The 15660-nt window shown below is 28.9% G+C and carries 18 protein-coding genes and 2 tRNA genes; 5 read left to right on the forward strand and 15 right to left on the reverse strand.

The annotated features are described in order from the left end of the window. Positions 1-37: 37 nt before the first annotated feature. The 4 genes from lolA1 to tpx are packed head-to-tail and all read right to left on the reverse strand — an operon-like array spanning position 38 to position 4092. Complete coding sequence (lolA1, locus tag ACY2RW_RS07415; protein WP_490122080.1) at positions 38-712, reverse strand: outer membrane lipoprotein periplasmic chaperone LolA1; 675 nt, start codon at positions 710-712, stop codon at positions 38-40. Continuing rightward, positions 696-3167, reverse strand: a complete 2472-nt coding sequence (locus tag ACY2RW_RS07420) for an FtsK/SpoIIIE family DNA translocase (RefSeq protein ID WP_490122081.1) — start codon at positions 3165-3167, stop codon at positions 696-698. Before ACY2RW_RS07420 ends, lolA1 begins: the two co-directional genes overlap by 17 nt. 43 nt (positions 3168-3210) lie before the next feature. Then, positions 3211-3591: a diacylglycerol kinase family protein gene (locus tag ACY2RW_RS07425; RefSeq protein ID WP_490122082.1), complete on the reverse strand. Its 381-nt coding sequence runs from the start codon at positions 3589-3591 to the stop codon at positions 3211-3213. 3 nt (positions 3592-3594) lie between these two features. Then, positions 3595-4092, reverse strand: coding sequence for a thiol peroxidase (gene tpx, locus ACY2RW_RS07430; protein WP_490122083.1), 498 nt, complete (start codon positions 4090-4092; stop codon positions 3595-3597). 120 nt (positions 4093-4212) lie between these two features. On the opposite strand from tpx, the gene ACY2RW_RS07435 reads away from it, so the two are divergent. The 3 genes from ACY2RW_RS07435 (at position 4213) to ACY2RW_RS07445 (ending at position 6108) form a co-directional block, all read left to right on the forward strand. Beyond that, a complete protein-coding gene (locus ACY2RW_RS07435; protein ID WP_490122084.1) occupies positions 4213-5598 on the forward strand; it encodes an MATE family efflux transporter in 1386 nt (461 codons plus the stop codon). After that, on the forward strand, positions 5585-5809 hold the full coding sequence (locus tag ACY2RW_RS07440) for a DUF8828 family protein (protein ID WP_490122085.1): 225 nt from the start codon (positions 5585-5587) through the stop codon (positions 5807-5809). The genes ACY2RW_RS07435 and ACY2RW_RS07440 overlap by 14 nt, the downstream gene beginning before the upstream one ends. Before the next feature lie 176 nt (positions 5810-5985). Further along, complete coding sequence (locus ACY2RW_RS07445) at positions 5986-6108, forward strand: hypothetical protein (protein ID WP_490122086.1); 123 nt, start codon at positions 5986-5988, stop codon at positions 6106-6108. Positions 6109-6172: 64 nt separating this feature from the next. On the opposite strand, the gene ACY2RW_RS07450 is transcribed toward ACY2RW_RS07445, so the two are convergent. From ACY2RW_RS07450 to ACY2RW_RS07460, 3 genes are all read right to left on the reverse strand, one after another. Next, a complete protein-coding gene (locus tag ACY2RW_RS07450; RefSeq protein WP_490122087.1) occupies positions 6173-6976 on the reverse strand; it encodes a carboxypeptidase-like regulatory domain-containing protein in 804 nt (267 codons plus the stop codon). A gap of 90 nt (positions 6977-7066) precedes the next feature. Continuing rightward, positions 7067-7150 (reverse strand) — tRNA-Leu (locus ACY2RW_RS07455). Between the two features lie 47 nt (positions 7151-7197). Then, positions 7198-7270: transfer RNA gene (locus ACY2RW_RS07460), tRNA-Lys, on the reverse strand. Between the two features lie 97 nt (positions 7271-7367). Here ACY2RW_RS07460 and ACY2RW_RS07465 point away from each other — a divergent pair. Continuing rightward, entirely contained in the window at positions 7368-7886 is a 519-nt protein-coding gene (locus ACY2RW_RS07465) for a shikimate kinase (protein ID WP_490122088.1), read from the forward strand. On the opposite strand, the gene ACY2RW_RS07470 is transcribed toward ACY2RW_RS07465, so the two are convergent. Both ACY2RW_RS07470 and ACY2RW_RS07475 read right to left on the reverse strand, forming a co-directional pair. Continuing rightward, entirely contained in the window at positions 7874-8377 is a 504-nt protein-coding gene (locus ACY2RW_RS07470; protein ID WP_490122089.1) for a phosphoribosyltransferase family protein, read from the reverse strand. The genes ACY2RW_RS07465 and ACY2RW_RS07470 overlap by 13 nt on opposite strands. Continuing rightward, positions 8367-8753: an RNA-binding S4 domain-containing protein gene (locus ACY2RW_RS07475; protein WP_490122090.1), complete on the reverse strand. Its 387-nt coding sequence runs from the start codon at positions 8751-8753 to the stop codon at positions 8367-8369. Before ACY2RW_RS07475 ends, ACY2RW_RS07470 begins: the two co-directional genes overlap by 11 nt. A 78-nt stretch (positions 8754-8831) precedes the next feature. On the opposite strand from ACY2RW_RS07475, the gene ACY2RW_RS07480 reads away from it, so the two are divergent. Beyond that, positions 8832-9740 (forward strand): FKBP-type peptidyl-prolyl cis-trans isomerase, encoded by a 909-nt coding sequence (locus ACY2RW_RS07480; protein ID WP_490122091.1) that lies wholly within the window; start codon positions 8832-8834, stop codon positions 9738-9740. A 191-nt stretch (positions 9741-9931) separates the two neighbouring features. Here the strand turns inward: ACY2RW_RS07480 and ACY2RW_RS07485 are convergent, their stop codons facing one another. From ACY2RW_RS07485 to ACY2RW_RS07510, 6 genes are all read right to left on the reverse strand, one after another. Then, a complete protein-coding gene (locus ACY2RW_RS07485; RefSeq protein ID WP_490122092.1) occupies positions 9932-10270 on the reverse strand; it encodes a hypothetical protein in 339 nt (112 codons plus the stop codon). A gap of 267 nt (positions 10271-10537) precedes the next feature. Then, positions 10538-10846, reverse strand: coding sequence for a hypothetical protein (locus ACY2RW_RS07490; protein ID WP_490122093.1), 309 nt, complete (start codon positions 10844-10846; stop codon positions 10538-10540). 205 nt (positions 10847-11051) lie between these two features. Beyond that, positions 11052-12329 (reverse strand): argininosuccinate lyase, encoded by a 1278-nt coding sequence (gene argH, locus ACY2RW_RS07495; RefSeq protein ID WP_490122094.1) that lies wholly within the window; start codon positions 12327-12329, stop codon positions 11052-11054. 238 nt (positions 12330-12567) lie between these two features. Beyond that, positions 12568-13635 carry a M20 family metallo-hydrolase gene (locus ACY2RW_RS07500; protein WP_490122095.1) on the reverse strand — a complete coding sequence of 356 codons (1068 nt, stop codon included), beginning with the start codon at positions 13633-13635 and terminating at the stop codon, positions 12568-12570. A gap of 2 nt (positions 13636-13637) precedes the next feature. Beyond that, on the reverse strand, positions 13638-14417 hold the full coding sequence (gene argB, locus ACY2RW_RS07505; RefSeq protein ID WP_490122096.1) for an acetylglutamate kinase: 780 nt from the start codon (positions 14415-14417) through the stop codon (positions 13638-13640). A gap of 272 nt (positions 14418-14689) precedes the next feature. After that, the gene (locus ACY2RW_RS07510; RefSeq protein WP_490122097.1) at positions 14690-15628 is read right to left on the reverse strand and encodes an N-acetylornithine carbamoyltransferase; all 939 of its coding nucleotides are present in this window, start codon (positions 15626-15628) and stop codon (positions 14690-14692) included. Positions 15629-15660 lie beyond the last annotated feature (32 nt).

The following is a 15660-nucleotide window of genomic DNA, read 5'->3' on the forward strand; positions in this document are numbered from 1 at the left end:
TTAAGATGCTACTAATTTTCTGTTAATTGGAAAAAAGTTAGTCTATAGTGTATTTTAACTTTTTATATTTTTCTTTATCAAAATAAAAGAAACTGTTTGTTATTGCTTGGTTACTTTTAAATTGTGTAATTGTAAACGTAGTTTTAGAGTTATTTGAACCTGTTTGTATTAACTTATAAATGTGTTTTGTTTTTGCATCTATAGCTAACTCTACTTTTACAATATCAGAATTGCTATCTATTGGGTTTAAGGTTACAAATTGAATTTTTCTACCATTTAAATTTTTTAAAGAACCCATCTCAAAAGTATAACCTTCTTTATAAAATGTTAGTAATTTAGATGGATAAATAAAACCATCATCACCACTCATATCTCCATCTGTAATAGAAATTTCTTTTTCATCATTATTTATTACGTATAGTTTTTTTCCATCAAAAATAAAGTTATTTCCTAAATAATTAAGGTTGTATTTTTCTCCTTGTAGCGTAATTTTACCTCTAATTGGTGGCTCATCACCTTCTTTTATACCTGCATCTTCATTACTTAATGTCTGACTAAAATTAATAGACATATTCTTATAAGCACCCATTTTTGTTGATACTTCATCTAAAAGAGATTTTGCCTTTTCAGAATTTTGAGAAAAAGCGATTGTTGTTACAAATAAGCTTAAAAATAAGACTCCTATTTTTTTCATTTTAATTGTTTTTTTCATTTTCTAATAATTGTTCTAAAGCTGTAAAATCTGGTATTAAAACTTGTCTGGCTTTACTGCCTTCAAATCCGCCAACAATACCAGCAGCTTCTAATTGGTCTATTAAACGACCAGCTCTGTTATACCCCAATTTTAATTTTCTTTGCAACAGAGAGGCAGATCCTTGTTGTGCAGTTATAATAATTTCTGCTGCTTCTTTAAAGAGCTTATCTCTGTCTGCAATATCAATATCAATACTTGTGCCACTTTCATCATCTACATATTCTGGTAATTGATAAGCTTCTGCATAGGCTTTTTGCGAGCCAATAAAGTCTGTAATTTTCTCGACTTCTGGAGTATCTACAAATGCACATTGTATTCTATTAATATCATTTCCTGCAGTGTATAATAAATCTCCACGACCTATTAATTGGTCTGCGCCACCAGCATCTAAAATAGTTCTAGAGTCTATTTTAGAAGTTACTCTAAAGGCAATTCTTGCAGGAAAATTGGCTTTAATTATTCCAGTAATAACATTTACAGAAGGTCTTTGGGTTGCCACAATTAAATGAATACCAATGGCTCTAGCTAATTGTGCCAAACGTGCTATAGGTGTTTCTACTTCTTTACCAGCTGTCATAATTAAATCTGCAAATTCATCAATTACTAATACAATATAGGGTAAAAATTGATGCCCTTCATTCGGATTTAATTTTCGTTTTTTAAATTTTGTATTGTATTCTTTAATATTACGAACCATAGCAGCTTTTAGCAAATCGTAACGATTGTCCATCTCTATACACAAAGAGTTTAAGGTATGTACAACCTTAGTAGTATCTGTTATAATTGCATCTTCTGTATCTGGTAATTTTGCCAAATAATGACGCTCAATTTTGTTGAATAAAGTTAATTCTACCTTTTTTGGATCTACTAAGATAAATTTAACTTCTGCTGGATGTTTTTTATATAAAAGTGATGTTAATACCGCATTTAAACCTACAGATTTACCTTGCCCAGTTGCACCTGCCATTAAAAGGTGAGGCATTTTGGCTAAATCTACCACAAAAGTTTCGTTAGAAATGGTTTTACCTAAAGCTATAGGTAGTTCCATTTTAGATTCTTGAAACTTCTTTGAAGAAATTGCAGAATGCATAGAAACAATGGTCGATTTTTTATTAGGTACTTCTATACCTATAGTTCCTTTACCTGGAATTGGTGCAATAATTCTAATTCCTAAAGCAGCCAAAGACAAGGCAATATCATCTTCTAAGTTTTTAATTTTAGAAATTCTAATTCCTGCTTCTGGCACAATTTCATACAAAGTAATAGTTGGCCCAACAGTTGCTTTAATTTCTGCAATACCAATTTTGTAATTCTTTAGAGTTTCTACAATTCTATCTTTATTTGCCTCTAATTCATTAGGGTCTATAGAAATACTTTCGTTGTATTTTTTTAAGAGATTAAAAGTTGGAAACTTAAAATTAGATAATTCTAATTTTGGATCAAATTCTCCAAAATCTTTTAAGATTTTATCAGATAAGTTTTCTGCAGAATGTTCTTCATCTCTAGCAATAGCAACATCAATTTCTACCTCTGGTTCCTCGTTATTTTCTGCAACTACAGGTTCAGAAGTTTTTAATGTTGGTTCTAAATTTTCTTCAACTTTTAGAGTAAGTTCTTCATTATTCGTTTTAACATCAGAATGTTTAGAAATGGTGGGTTGCAAGTTTTCTACAGAAAGTTCAAATTCTGATTTTTCCTTTTTTTCTGTTTTTGAAGAACTTGTTTCTAAAGTTTCTTGTGTATCAACTTCTTTTAAGTTGTTATCTAAATCTTCTTTTTCTAAGTTTTCTAGCTCTTTAGCTTTTCTTTCTGCTCTTTTTTCTTTTAATTGTTCTATAAATTTATCAAAAGTAACTTTGTAACGTAAAACCAAATAAACTATTAAAAAAAATACTAATGCAATTGCAATTCCTATTTTACCAGTATAATTTTCTGCATAATCATTTATTTCATAACCTATAATACCAGATAAAATTGTATATTTTTTTTGAATGAAACCAATGGTAATAGAAATCCAAAGCATTGCAAGTAAACTCCAATTCCAAGAAATAATAATTCTAGAAAATTTCTTTTTTAAGATGATGTATGCACCTGTTAAAAATATTTGAAAAGCAATTAAGAAAGCGCCTATACCAAAACCTTTATATATAAAAAAGTGACTTAAGTTAGCTCCTATTTTGCCTAATAAATTTTTACTTGTTACTGTTTTATCACTTAATTGGGTTATTGTACTTTGGTCTTCTTGCCAATTAAAGAAAAAAGAAATAAAAGCAACAGATAGAAAAACTGCAAATAAAATTAAGAAGGTTCCTAAAATTGTTTGTGTTTGTCTTGTTTTTAAAAAGGCAAAAATGTTTGGCTTTTTATCCGAAGAATGAATTGTTTTTTTTGTGCTTATTTTTCTTTTAGCCATTAATAAATGTTAGTCTGTTTTAGCAGTAAATATACATATTTACCTAAAATAATAAAGCTATTTTAGGAACGTAGATAAAACCTGCAACTATTAATGATATTATTGCAGCAAAAGTAGGGGCACCTGCAGCAACATCTTTTATAAAACCTATTTTTTTATGATAATCTGGGTGCATAAAATCTGCAACTTCTTCTATAGCAGTATTGGCTGCTTCTGCAACTAAAACTAAGCCTATAGCCAAAAACTGTATCATCCATTCTAGGTTAGATATGTTAAAGTAAATACCTAAAATAGTTGCAATTACAGCTATAAAAAGTTGCGCTTTAATGCTATCTTCTGTAGTTATTAAAAGCCACATACCTCTAAAAGCAAATTTTAAACTACGAAGTCTGCCTCTTAAAAAACTATCATTTGGGTTTTTCATAAATTATAATACGTTAAGAGCAGCTTCGTAATTTGGCTCATCAACAATTTCTGGAACTTGTTCTGTATATACAACATTTCCGTTTTTATCAATAATTACAATTGCTCTAGAGTGTAAGTGTGCTAATGGTCCGTTTGTTATTTCTAATTCATAAGATTTTCCAAAGTTTCCATCAGCAAAATCAGATAACATAACTACATTCTCAATACCTTCTGCACCACAAAAACGTGCCTGTGCAAATGGTAAGTCTTTAGAAACACACAAAACGACTGTGTTTTCTAAATCTGCAGCTTTTTTATTAAATTCTCTAACAGAAGTTGCACAAGTGCCAGTGTCTACACTTGGAAAAATGTTTAAAATGATATTTTTACCAGCAAAATCTGATAATTTTTTGTGAGATAAATCTACAGCTGTAAGAGTAAAATCTGCTGCTTTACTACCTATTTTGGGTAAATTACCTACTGTATTTATTGCGTTTCCTTTTAAAGTGATGTCTGCCATTTCGTAAAATTTTAGTGAATTTCAAAAATACATTAATTCCGTTAAAATAAACAGTTTCTCTTTTATTAATATTGTTCAAATTTTATAAATATCTTCGCAATCTGTAAATAAAAATAGAACTTGAATTTAAGTCAATATACAACAGAATTTAAATACAACTGGCAATTAGCTGCACCAGTTATGTTAGGTATGTTAGGACACACGTTTGTGAGTTTTATAGACAATATTATGGTTGGACAATTAGGAACTGCAGAATTAGCAGCAGTTTCTTTAGGGAATAGCTTTATGTTTATTGCAATGTCTATTGGTATTGGTTTTTCTACAGCAATAACACCTTTAATAGCAGAAGCAGATTCTTCTAATAACTTACAACAAGCAAGATCTACTTACAAAAGCGGTTTATTTTTATGTACAACTTTAGGAATAATACTTTTTTTGGGTATTTATTTTTCTAAGCCTCTAATGTATTTAATGAAACAACCAAAAGAGGTAGTAGAACTGGCAATACCTTACTTAGATTTGGTTGCTTTTTCATTAATACCATTAGTTATATTTCAAGCCATTAAACAGTTTAGTGATGGTATGTCTATGACTAAATACCCAATGTATGCAACATTAATTGCAAATATTATTAACGTAATTTTAAATTATTTATTAATATTTGGAAAATTTGGATTCCCAGAAATGGGTATTGTTGGTGCTGCTTATGGTACTTTAGCCTCACGTATTGTAATGGTTATTTATTTATGGTTATTGTTGCGTTTTAAAAAGCGTTCTGCACAAATTGTAAAAAATATAAAGTTTTTTGTGCTAGATATTTTAATGATTAAAAAAATCATAAACTTAGGTTCTTTAAGCGCAATGCAAATGTTTTTTGAAGTAGCAATTTTTACAGCTGCAATTTGGTTGAGTGGTTTATTGGGTAAAAATCCGCAAGCAGCAAATCAAATTGCATTGAATTTATCTTCTATGACATTTATGGTGGCAATGGGTTTAAGTGTTGCTTCTATGATTAGAGTTGGTAACCAAAAAGGATTACATAATTTTAAAGAATTACGTAGAATAGCATTTTCTATCTTTTTATTGGGTGTTTTATTAGCAACTTTTTTTGCATTATTATTTTTTATTTTTCATAAAAGTTTACCAAATATTTATGTTGATTTAAAAGATGTAGCCAATTCTGTTGATAATATGGAAGTAGTGTCTATAGCATCAAAATTATTATTAGCAGCAGCATTTTTTCAAATTTCAGATAGTATTCAAGTTGTAGTTTTAGGTGCTTTGCGCGGTTTACAAGATGTAAAAATTCCGACAATTTTAATTTTTATTTCTTATTGGGTAATAGGTTTTCCTGTTTCGTACTTTTTAGGAAAAGAAGAAATGTATGGTAGTTTTGGAATCTGGCTAGGCTTGTTAGCAGGTTTAACAACTGCTTCTATTTTATTATTTATTAGATTTAATTTATTAACTTTAAACCTCATTAATCAAAAAAATGAACTTACCTAAATTTTTATTAGCAGATAACAGTTGTCATCCAGAAGATATTTTTGTATTACATACAGAGTTTCCACGTTTTATAATAAACCTTAAAGATGATGAAATTGAGTGGTTTGAAGATTTAACTGGAGAAAAAGAAGATGATATTGCCACAGAACTTGCAGTTTTAATGGATAAAGCTGGCGAGTTTTATGATGATGAAATGAAAAAATATGAATAGTTTTTATTTTTTTTAAATTATTACAAAGGCTCCTCTTTTTTTAGAGGAGTTTTTTTATTTCTATTTTTTTGCCTTTTAAGTAGTATTCTTAAAGTTCTGTTAAACCCATTTTAACCATGTAACTTATATATTTACCTATCGTCTTATGAGTGTAAATATATAAAATCAACAACAAAATGAGTTCTATAAAAATAAGTAAAACGCAAAAAAACGGTTCAGTAGAAATTATTCAATCAAAAAGAAATACTTGGAATACAAGAAGAAAGTATAACTATAAATACATTACTACTGTATTTTAGTTATTAGTTAGTTTTTAATAGTTGATCAAAGGTTAGAATTTTTATTTCTGACCTTTTTTCTTTGTTAATTTTTTACAGGAATTTTATCTCTGTTTATTTTACCTTTTTTTAAAGCTTTATAATTTTCGTAACAATCTAAAATGGCTTCTATCATTTGTAAATCAGAAGCTTTTTTTATGAAATATTCAGAATAATTACAATCTGTTAAAAGCTCAGTCAATTCTTGTCTGTCCATTTGTAGATATTCCATCATAACTTCTCTATCAAATTTACCAGATAACATTTTTCTTAAATCATCCTCTTTTTTTAATTTTTTTAATTTTTTTAGTTGATTGGGTTTTTTTCCAAATAAATTATATAAAAAATCTACAGGCTGAAAAAGGGCAGCAATAGGAGAGGAGAAGTTTTTTCCTCTAGGTTTACCCACTTCGTAAGTTTGTGGTAAACCGTTAATTTTTATTCTTGTAAATCTATCTTTAGGCACCATTTTTATATCTACTTCTAAAACTCCAATTAACTGAGTAGATTTTATAACCACTTCTTTGATTTCTTCTGGTTTTTCATATAAAGCTATCAATAATTCGTTTCCTTTTAATAAATCATTGGTAACTTTTAATTTTATAGAAGAAAAACCTAAATATGAAACTAAGATAGTATCATTTACTTTAGTGGGTAGCTCAAAAAAACCTTTGTCATCTGTAATTGTTCCTTGTACAGTATTTAAATTTAGTACGTGGGCAGCACTTAAAGGTTTTTTATTTTCTGCGTGAATAATTTGACCTTTTAAATTCCTAACTTGTAATGAATCTTTTTGTGAAAAAAGTGATAAAGAACTAAGTAAAAAAATAATAAATAGAAGTTTTTGCATATTGCGAAAATAATAATAATAACCTTTAAAAAGGTTAATAAATTGTGAAACAATTTAGTGTAATTTTTTTAAAGTGAAGTTTTTAAAATGTGCGCACGAGAAGATTCGAACTTCCACTTTCTTGCGAAAACAGCCCCCTCAAGGCTGCGCGTCTACCAGTTTCGCCACGTGCGCATTTTTTTAAAAGAAAAAAGTTAAGCCTAAACTTAACTTTTTTTCTGTGACCGGGCTGGGGCTCGAACCCAGGACCCTCTCCTTAAAAGGGAGATGCTCTACCAACTGAGCTACCAGGTCTTTTTTGTAAATGGATTGCAAATATAATATCAATCATTGGAATTATACAGAATAAAATGAAAAATTTTTAACCATATTTGCAGAAAATTTTTACAAAATGAAAATAGTATTATTAGGCTATATGGCTTCAGGTAAATCTAGTATTGGTAAAAGAATAGCTAAGGACTTAGTTAAGAGGTTTATAGATTTAGATGACTATATTATTGAAAAGGAAAAAATGTCTATTTCAGAAATTTTTGTGACTAAAGGAGAAGTATATTTTAGATTAATAGAAAACAAGTATTTAAAAGAAATTTTAACTCAAAAAGAAGATTTTATTCTTGCTTTGGGTGGGGGTACTCCTTGTTATGCAAATAATATGGAATTAATTAACAAAGAAAATGTAACTTCTGTATACTTAGAGGGTAGTACAGCAACTATGGTAGAAAGATTAATCAGAAAAAAAAGCAAAAGACCTTTAATTGCATCATTAGTAGATGATAAAATACCAGAATTTGTTGCGAAACATCTTTTTGAAAGAAGACCTTATTACGAGCAAGCTTCAATTAAAATAAAAATTGATAACAAAAAGAAAAAAGATATTGCAGAAGAAATTAAAGAAATCTATACTAAATAAGCAACTGCATCGTTTTTTAAAAACTCAACTTGAATATGCTCTTTTATAGATGTAGATAATGAAATTCCTTTAAAATCTGCTTTTACAGGATATTTTTTATGATTTCTATTTACTAAAACAGCTGTTTTAAACTTTTTTAATGGTACATCTAAAAAATGTTTTATTCCATATATTAAAGTGGTACCAGAGTTTAAAACATCATCTACTAAAACTAAAGATTTATTCTTGTAATCATTTACTTGTAAGGTAGTTGTAATCATGTTTAAAGGTTTCTTCTTATCAATCGTAACTTCACAAATTGTAACCTTTAAAGAAGAAATTTCTTGTAAAATTGCAACTAATTTTTCTGCAAACACATATCCATTACCAACAATACCAGCTACAATAACTTCTTTTTCAGATGCATTCGTTTCATAAATCTGATAAGCAATTCTTCGAATTTTTTGGTCTATTTGAGACTTAGTTAAAATAATATTTCCTTTAGTTGTCATATTCTTCTGTTGTATCTTCTTGATAATTTTCTATGTCTCTTCTATCTTTTTTTGTTGGTCTCCCAACTCCTTTTTTTCTATAATAATCTTTTGCAAATTTTAGAAGCTCCGTTTTTTCAAATTCTTCTTTTGGAGTAATATCTTTTCTATACAAATCTACCAATTTAGCTCCAACTCTGCTTGGAGGTAAATCTAAAATTTTTATTTTATAATTTATTTGATTTTTTCTTATAGAAAGTATTTCGTTACCAAAAACTTCTTTAGATGGTTTTACATTAGTGCTTTCTATTTTTATATGCCCTTTTTTACAAGCATTTGTAGCAATACTTCTTGTTTTAAAAACACGTATACACCATAAATATTTATCAATTCTCATAAAAAAAGTTAAAAAGGAATGTTTGTCTTTTTACAAAGATATAAAAATGCTAAATTGCACCCTCAAATTTTAGAATAAATGAACAAAATAAAATATATATTAAGTATACTAATTTTAAGTATAATTTTAATTTCTTGTGAGAATAATAGAGTTGTAAATCCTTTTGCAAATGTAAATCATGAAGAATTAGCAATAAAAGACAATGATTCTATTATAGCTTTTTTAAAAAATAATTATTACGATGCTTCAAAAGATTCTATAAAACCTTTGGTATCTGGAAAAATATCTATGTTTACTGATACCAAGTTAAAAACATTAAGTGTAACAGAAAATGATATCAATTATAAGTTATATGTATATGTAGCAGAAGAAGGTATGCCCAATCCAGATAAAGGTTTTCCAACGGTTGTAGACTCTGTTTTTGTCCAATATGAAGGTAGATTATTATTAAATTCAAAATCTTTAAGCGATTCTTTTGATAGTAATACTCAGTTTTGGTTTACATTAAGTAGTGTAGTAAGAGGATGGGCTTATGGTTTTGGTAAATTTAAAGGAGGAGAACTTAAAAAAGATGCAAATGGAGGGCCATTTAATGGACCAATTACCTACCTAAATGGAGGAAAAGGTGTTTTGTTTATTCCTTCAGGTTTAGGATATCCTTCTAGTGACTTAAATAATATACAAAGAGTACCAGCACTGGTAGATGATGTTTTAGTTTTTTATGTAAAATTGTTTGACCATATAGAAAATACAGATGAAGATTTAGATGGTATACCTTCTATTATGGAAGATATTGATGGAGATGGCGATCCAAGAAATGATGATACTGATAAAGATGGAATTCCAAATTATAGAGATACAGATGATGATAATGATGGTACATTAACTAAAAATGAGGATAAGAATATGGATGGAAATCCAGCCAACGATTTTAATGACCCATCAAAACCTACAGTGCCAGATTATTTGAATCCAGATATAAAATAGAAATTTGACGTCCTAAAAAAGCGTTACAGAATTAATAATTTAAAGGTAGTGATTTTATATCACTGCCTTTTTTAGTTTTATATTTTTTTTCTCTTGATGATATCTTATAACTATAAATAATCTATAATAAAATAGCTGTTTTATTATCTAAAATTAATTATAATTTTAATTGTAAGAGATTTTACAGTATACTACTCATATAAAAATCTATCTTCTATTTTTCTTGATAAGTATTTTATCAATTCCCATTCAAAACCTGCTGAATCACAATAATAAAATCTTTTTCTAAATTTCTTATCAGGTGTTTCAATTCCTTTATTATAGCCAGCTTTAATTAGCTTTTTTTCTATATCACTAATATTATTCACAACTAAACCAATGTGATTAAATCCATAATTAATATAGGCTTGATTTGGTTTTTTGGGTTCAGCTTCTAAAAGTGATTCTTGTAAAGCAAAATAGAATTTACTATTGCCAATATTCATCCAAAGTTTGTCGTTGATTGGGTTTTCATCATTTCTGATTTTCAAAGTCTGGAGCAACAATTTTTAAGAAGTTTACAGCAGCATAAACATCTGGGATAGTAATGTTTACATTTTCAATTATTGTCATCATCATTTAAATTTTTAAGCAATGTAAAAAAGATAAATAATGAATTGAATAAAAATTGATTGTAATTTTTGATGTTCCTATATGTTCATACTATTTCTCTGTTCTTGAGAAAACAATATTTCAAATCTAATCTATTGTTGAATCAAAGAATTAGAATAGTGAAAATAATAGAAATTGCTGTCTTTTTAGTTTTTAGGATATTTCTCCCAAGGTTTACTATTTTTAGCTCTAGGACCTTGTAGTTTTTTTCTTGCTTTGATCTGAACAATAATTTTAGTATCTGATTTTTCTTTGTTCCAAATTTTCTGATTTTTTAATTCTGGAGCAGATATATCATCCTTTTTAAAACTATTTACAATTAAAATTGTTGTAGCTTTATTTTGTTCCCAAACTTTAGCGTTTTTGACTTTTGGACCAGTTTTTCTTTTAGAAGATTGAGCGAAAATACTACTACCACTTAAAATTAAGATAGATAAAAATAACAGTCGTTTCATAATAGAATTTTTTAGATATTTCTTAAAAAAAAGTCTTTAAAATCTTTACAAAGATAAGAAAATGTAAATTGAAAATATGTTAAATTATTATAAAAAAAAGAATATTCTTTTAAAATATTAGGTATAATTTATAATATATAGATAATAATTGATTATATCATAATAATTTAAATCTATGAAATATTCAAAATATTATAAATAAATCTTACGTTTTAGGAAATTTGTCTCTAATTTTTTCCAAACCTAAATTATGAATGCTTCCTATATGAGAATGTTGTTTGCCTAAATCTGGTTTGTAAGTTCCTGCTTGAACTTGACCACCAATTTGTTGATAGGCTTCTCTAAAACTCATTCCTTCTACCACCAAATTATTGATTGAATCTACTGTAAACAAGTATTGATATTTCTCATCATTTAAATCGATATCTTTTACAATTACTTGCTGAATGGAATAATTAAATATGTCTAAAATATCTTTTACATCTTCAAAAGCAGCAATGATATTTTCTTTTAACAATTGAAAGTCTCTGTGATAACCAGTTGGTAGATTGTTGGTAATCAGTAACATTTCAGAATGTAAAGCCTGAATTTTATTACATTTTCCACGAATCAATTCAAACACATCAGGATTTTTCTTGTGAGGCATAATGCTACTTCCTGTGGTTAGTTCATCTGGAAAAGTAATAAATCCAAAATTCTGACTCATATACAAACAAACATCCATTGCAAAACGAGCCATAGTGTTACACAAACCTCCTAAAGCAGCTGCAATAGAACGTTCACTTTTTCCTCTACTTAATTGGGCTGCAACTACATTGTATTTTAAAGTTGCAAAATCCAATTCCTTTGTGGTTAATTCTCTATCAATAGGGAAAGAGCTACCATAACCAGCAGCAGAACCTAAAGGATTTTGGTCTACAACTTTAGTCACTGCATTTAATACATAAACGTCATCAATTAGCAATTCTGCATAAGCAGAAAACCACAATCCAAATGATGATGGCATAGCAACTTGTAAATGCGTGTAACCGGGTAAAAGACTGTCTTTATGTGTTTCAGCCAAACTTAACAACGTATCAAACAACGTTTTTACTTTATCATTTACAATGGCTAAATTCTCTTTGTAATAGAGTTGTAAAGCCACTAAAACTTGATCGTTTCTTGAACGAGCAGTATGAATTTTTTTACCAACTTCACCTAATTTATTGGTCAGTTCCCGCTCAATTTTAGAATGTACATCTTCAAAAGAAGGTTCTATTACAAAGTCTCCATTTTCAATATCTGTAGCTAATTCTTGCAATCCTTTTTTTAGGTCTGCCAATTCATCAGCAGAAATAATTCCAATAGATTCTAACATTATAGAGTGTGCTAAAGAAGCTTGCACATCATATTTTGCAATGTGTATGTCAATTTCTCTGTCATTACCCACAGTAAAGTTTTCGATTTGTTTGTCTATTGAAAATCCTTTATCCCAAAGTTTCATATTTTTTCTTAGTTTTTGGTTTTGTCATTTTGAGCATTACTAAAATCAAAATATATTTTGATTGAAAGTAACTTGCGAAGCAAAAAATGGAGTCGAAAAATCTCTTTTTTTTAGATTTCTCCACAAGGTCGAAATGACAATTTAGTTGTTTTTTAATGTGTCTGGTCGAGCGCAGTCGAGACCTAATTTAATTTGTAAATATAAAAAACCTCTCGACTGCGCTCGAGGTGACATTAATTTAAACGATTACACGATTCAACAATTCTACATAAATTTGTATTCCTTCTTCAATTTCTGATAAATAAATAAATTCATCAGCAGAATGAGAGCGTGTGCTATCTCCAGGTCCTAATTTTAAGGATTGGCAAGATAACACAGATTGATCAGACAAGGTTGGAGATCCATAAGTTGTTCTTCCCATTGCTATTCCTGCTTTTACCAAATCGTGGTCTGTTGAAATAGAGGAGGAATTCAATCGCAAACTTCTTGGAGTTATTTTACTACAAGGAGATTGTTCTTGCAAAATGTCTGCAATTTCTTGGTTAGAATAGGCATCATTTACACGAACATCAACCACTAAATCTACGTGACCAGGAACTACATTGTGTTGCGAACCTGCATTCATTTGAGTGACTGTCATTTTTACATCACCTAAAGCATCTGAAGATTTCTCAAATTTAAAATCTTTAAACCACTGTAAAACTTCAATGGTGTTGTAAATTGAATTGTTATCATTTGGATGTGCTGCATGACTTGGAGTTCCATCAACCTGCGCATCAAAAACGACCAAACCTTTTTCAGCAACCGCTAAATTCATTAAAGTAGGTTCACCAACTATAGCTACATCAATATGAGGAATGATGGGCAACATAGAGTTTAAGCCATTATTTCCACTGTTTTCTTCCTCTGCAGAAGCTACAATAACCAAATTGTATTTTAAATTTTCTTGCGCATAAAAATTGGTAAAAGTTGCGATTAAAGAAACCAAGCAACCACCTGCATCATTACTTCCTAAACCGTATAATTTACCATCTTTTACAATCGCTTTAAAAGGATCGTTGGTGTATTTTGAGTTTGGGTGAACTGTATCATGATGTGAGTTTAACAACAACGTAGGTTTACTTTCATCAAAATATTTGTTCGTTGCCCAAATGTTATTTTTTGTTCTTTTAAATGGAATTTGGTATTCTTTAAACCATCCTTCAATTAATAACGCAGTGTTTTCTTCTTCTTCAGAAAAAGATTGTGTTTCAATCAAATTCTTTAAAAGTGTTATTGCGTCTTTTGTTAATTTTTCTAAGGTCATAATTATAAAGTAATTGTTGTAAACAACTCGTTTTCTTTGGTTAACATTGATGTATTTCCAATATGAACTTTTTGCACTCCATTATGTAAGGCATCAAAACAATTGTCTAATTTAGGAATCATTCCATCAGAAATTACTCCGCTTTTAAGTAATTCTTTGTATTTATCAGTATTAATATTTTTAATTACTGAATTTTTATCATCAAAATCTTGTAAAACACCATTCAATTCAAAACAATAATAAATTGATGTATCGTAGAGTTTACTCATTCCTACACCAATTGTGCTTGTAATGGTATCTGCATTGGTGTTTAATAATTGTCCATTTCCATCATGTGTAATCGCACAAAAAACAGGTGTAAAATCCGCTTGAATTAATTTATCAATCGAATTGTTTGCCACTTTTTTTACATCACCAACAAAACCAAAATCAATTTCTTTAACTGGTCTTTTATCAGATTGAATACTGTTGATATCTGCACCAGTTAAACCTATGGCATCAGTACCTAAGGCTTGTAGTTTAGCAACCACATTTTTGTTGACTAAACCACCATAAACCATTGTAATAACCTCTAAAGTTTCAGCATCAGTAATACGTCTACCATTTACCATCTTAGATGCTATGCCTAATTTTGAAGCAATATGAGTTGCTCTTTTTCCACCTCCGTGAACTAAAATTTTCTTTCCTTTTAGATTAGAAAATAGTTTTAGAAACGCATTTAAAGAAGTTTCATTTTCTATGATGTTTCCACCTATTTTTATGATTGATAACTGTTCTTTCATTTTATGCTGAATTTGTTTCAGTATCTTTTAATTTTCCCAATAGGGAAAAAATAATACTTAATATTTTAATTTTTGTCATTTCGACCTTGTGGAGAAATCTAAACTAATAAGATTTCTCAACTTCATTATCATTTCGTTCGAAATGACATTTATATTCGTTTGTCATTCCCAACTTGATTGGGAATCTATTTTTTATGGATTCCCGTTTTCACGGGAATGACATTAAATTATAATTATATGTGATTCTGAAACGAGTTCAGAATGACGAAAACCTAAAGGTTTTCTAATATCTTTTTCAATACCAATTGCGCAGCAAAAGTTCTGTTATTTGCTTGTTCAATTACTAAAGAACTTTCTGAATCTAAAACAGCATCTTCTACAACCACATTTCTTCTTACTGGCAAACAGTGCATAAATTTTGCATCACTAATTTTATCTTTGGTAATCATCCAGTCTTTATCAACTTTAAGAATTTTTCCATAATCATTATAAGAACTCCAGTTTTTGGTATATATAAATTCAGCATCTTTAAAAGCTTCTGACTGATTGTGATAAATAGGAATTTCTTTTGTGATTTCTGGATTCAAATCATATCCTTTAGGATTAGCAATTACAAGCTCAACATCCATTTTTTGCATGGCTTGTACAAAGCTATTTCCAACTGCGTGAGGTAATGCTTTAATGTGTGGTGCCCAGCTTAAAACTACTTTTGGTTTCTTTTTGGTTGTGTTCTCTGCAATTGTTATAGCATCTGTTAAACCTTGTAAAGGATGACCAGTTGCACTTTCCATATTTACAATAGGCACAGAAGCAAATTTTACAAAAGAATTTAAAACTTGTTCTGAGTTGTCTTTTTCTTTGTCTGTTAGCGTAGGAAAAGCTCTTACTGCAATCACATCACAATATTGTGAAACTACAGCAGCAGCTTCTTTAATATGTTCTGCTGTATTGCCATTCATAACAGTGCCATCTCCAAACTCTATTCCCCAAGCATCACCAGAAACATTCATTACAATTGGATTCATTCCCAAATTTAAAGCGGCTTTTTGTGTGCTTAAACGTGTACGTAAACTCGAGTTGAAGAATAATAAACCTAAGGTTTTGTTTTGTCCTAATTCGATATTCGCTAATGGATTTGCTTTAATTTCTCTGGCTTCTTCAATCCAAGAATTGATATCGTCAATGTCTTTTATGGATGTGTAATGTTTCATTTTTTATGTTTTTCCTGCAAGGTCTTTATGAC

Source organism: Polaribacter sp. 2305UL8-11 (assembly GCF_058147165.1).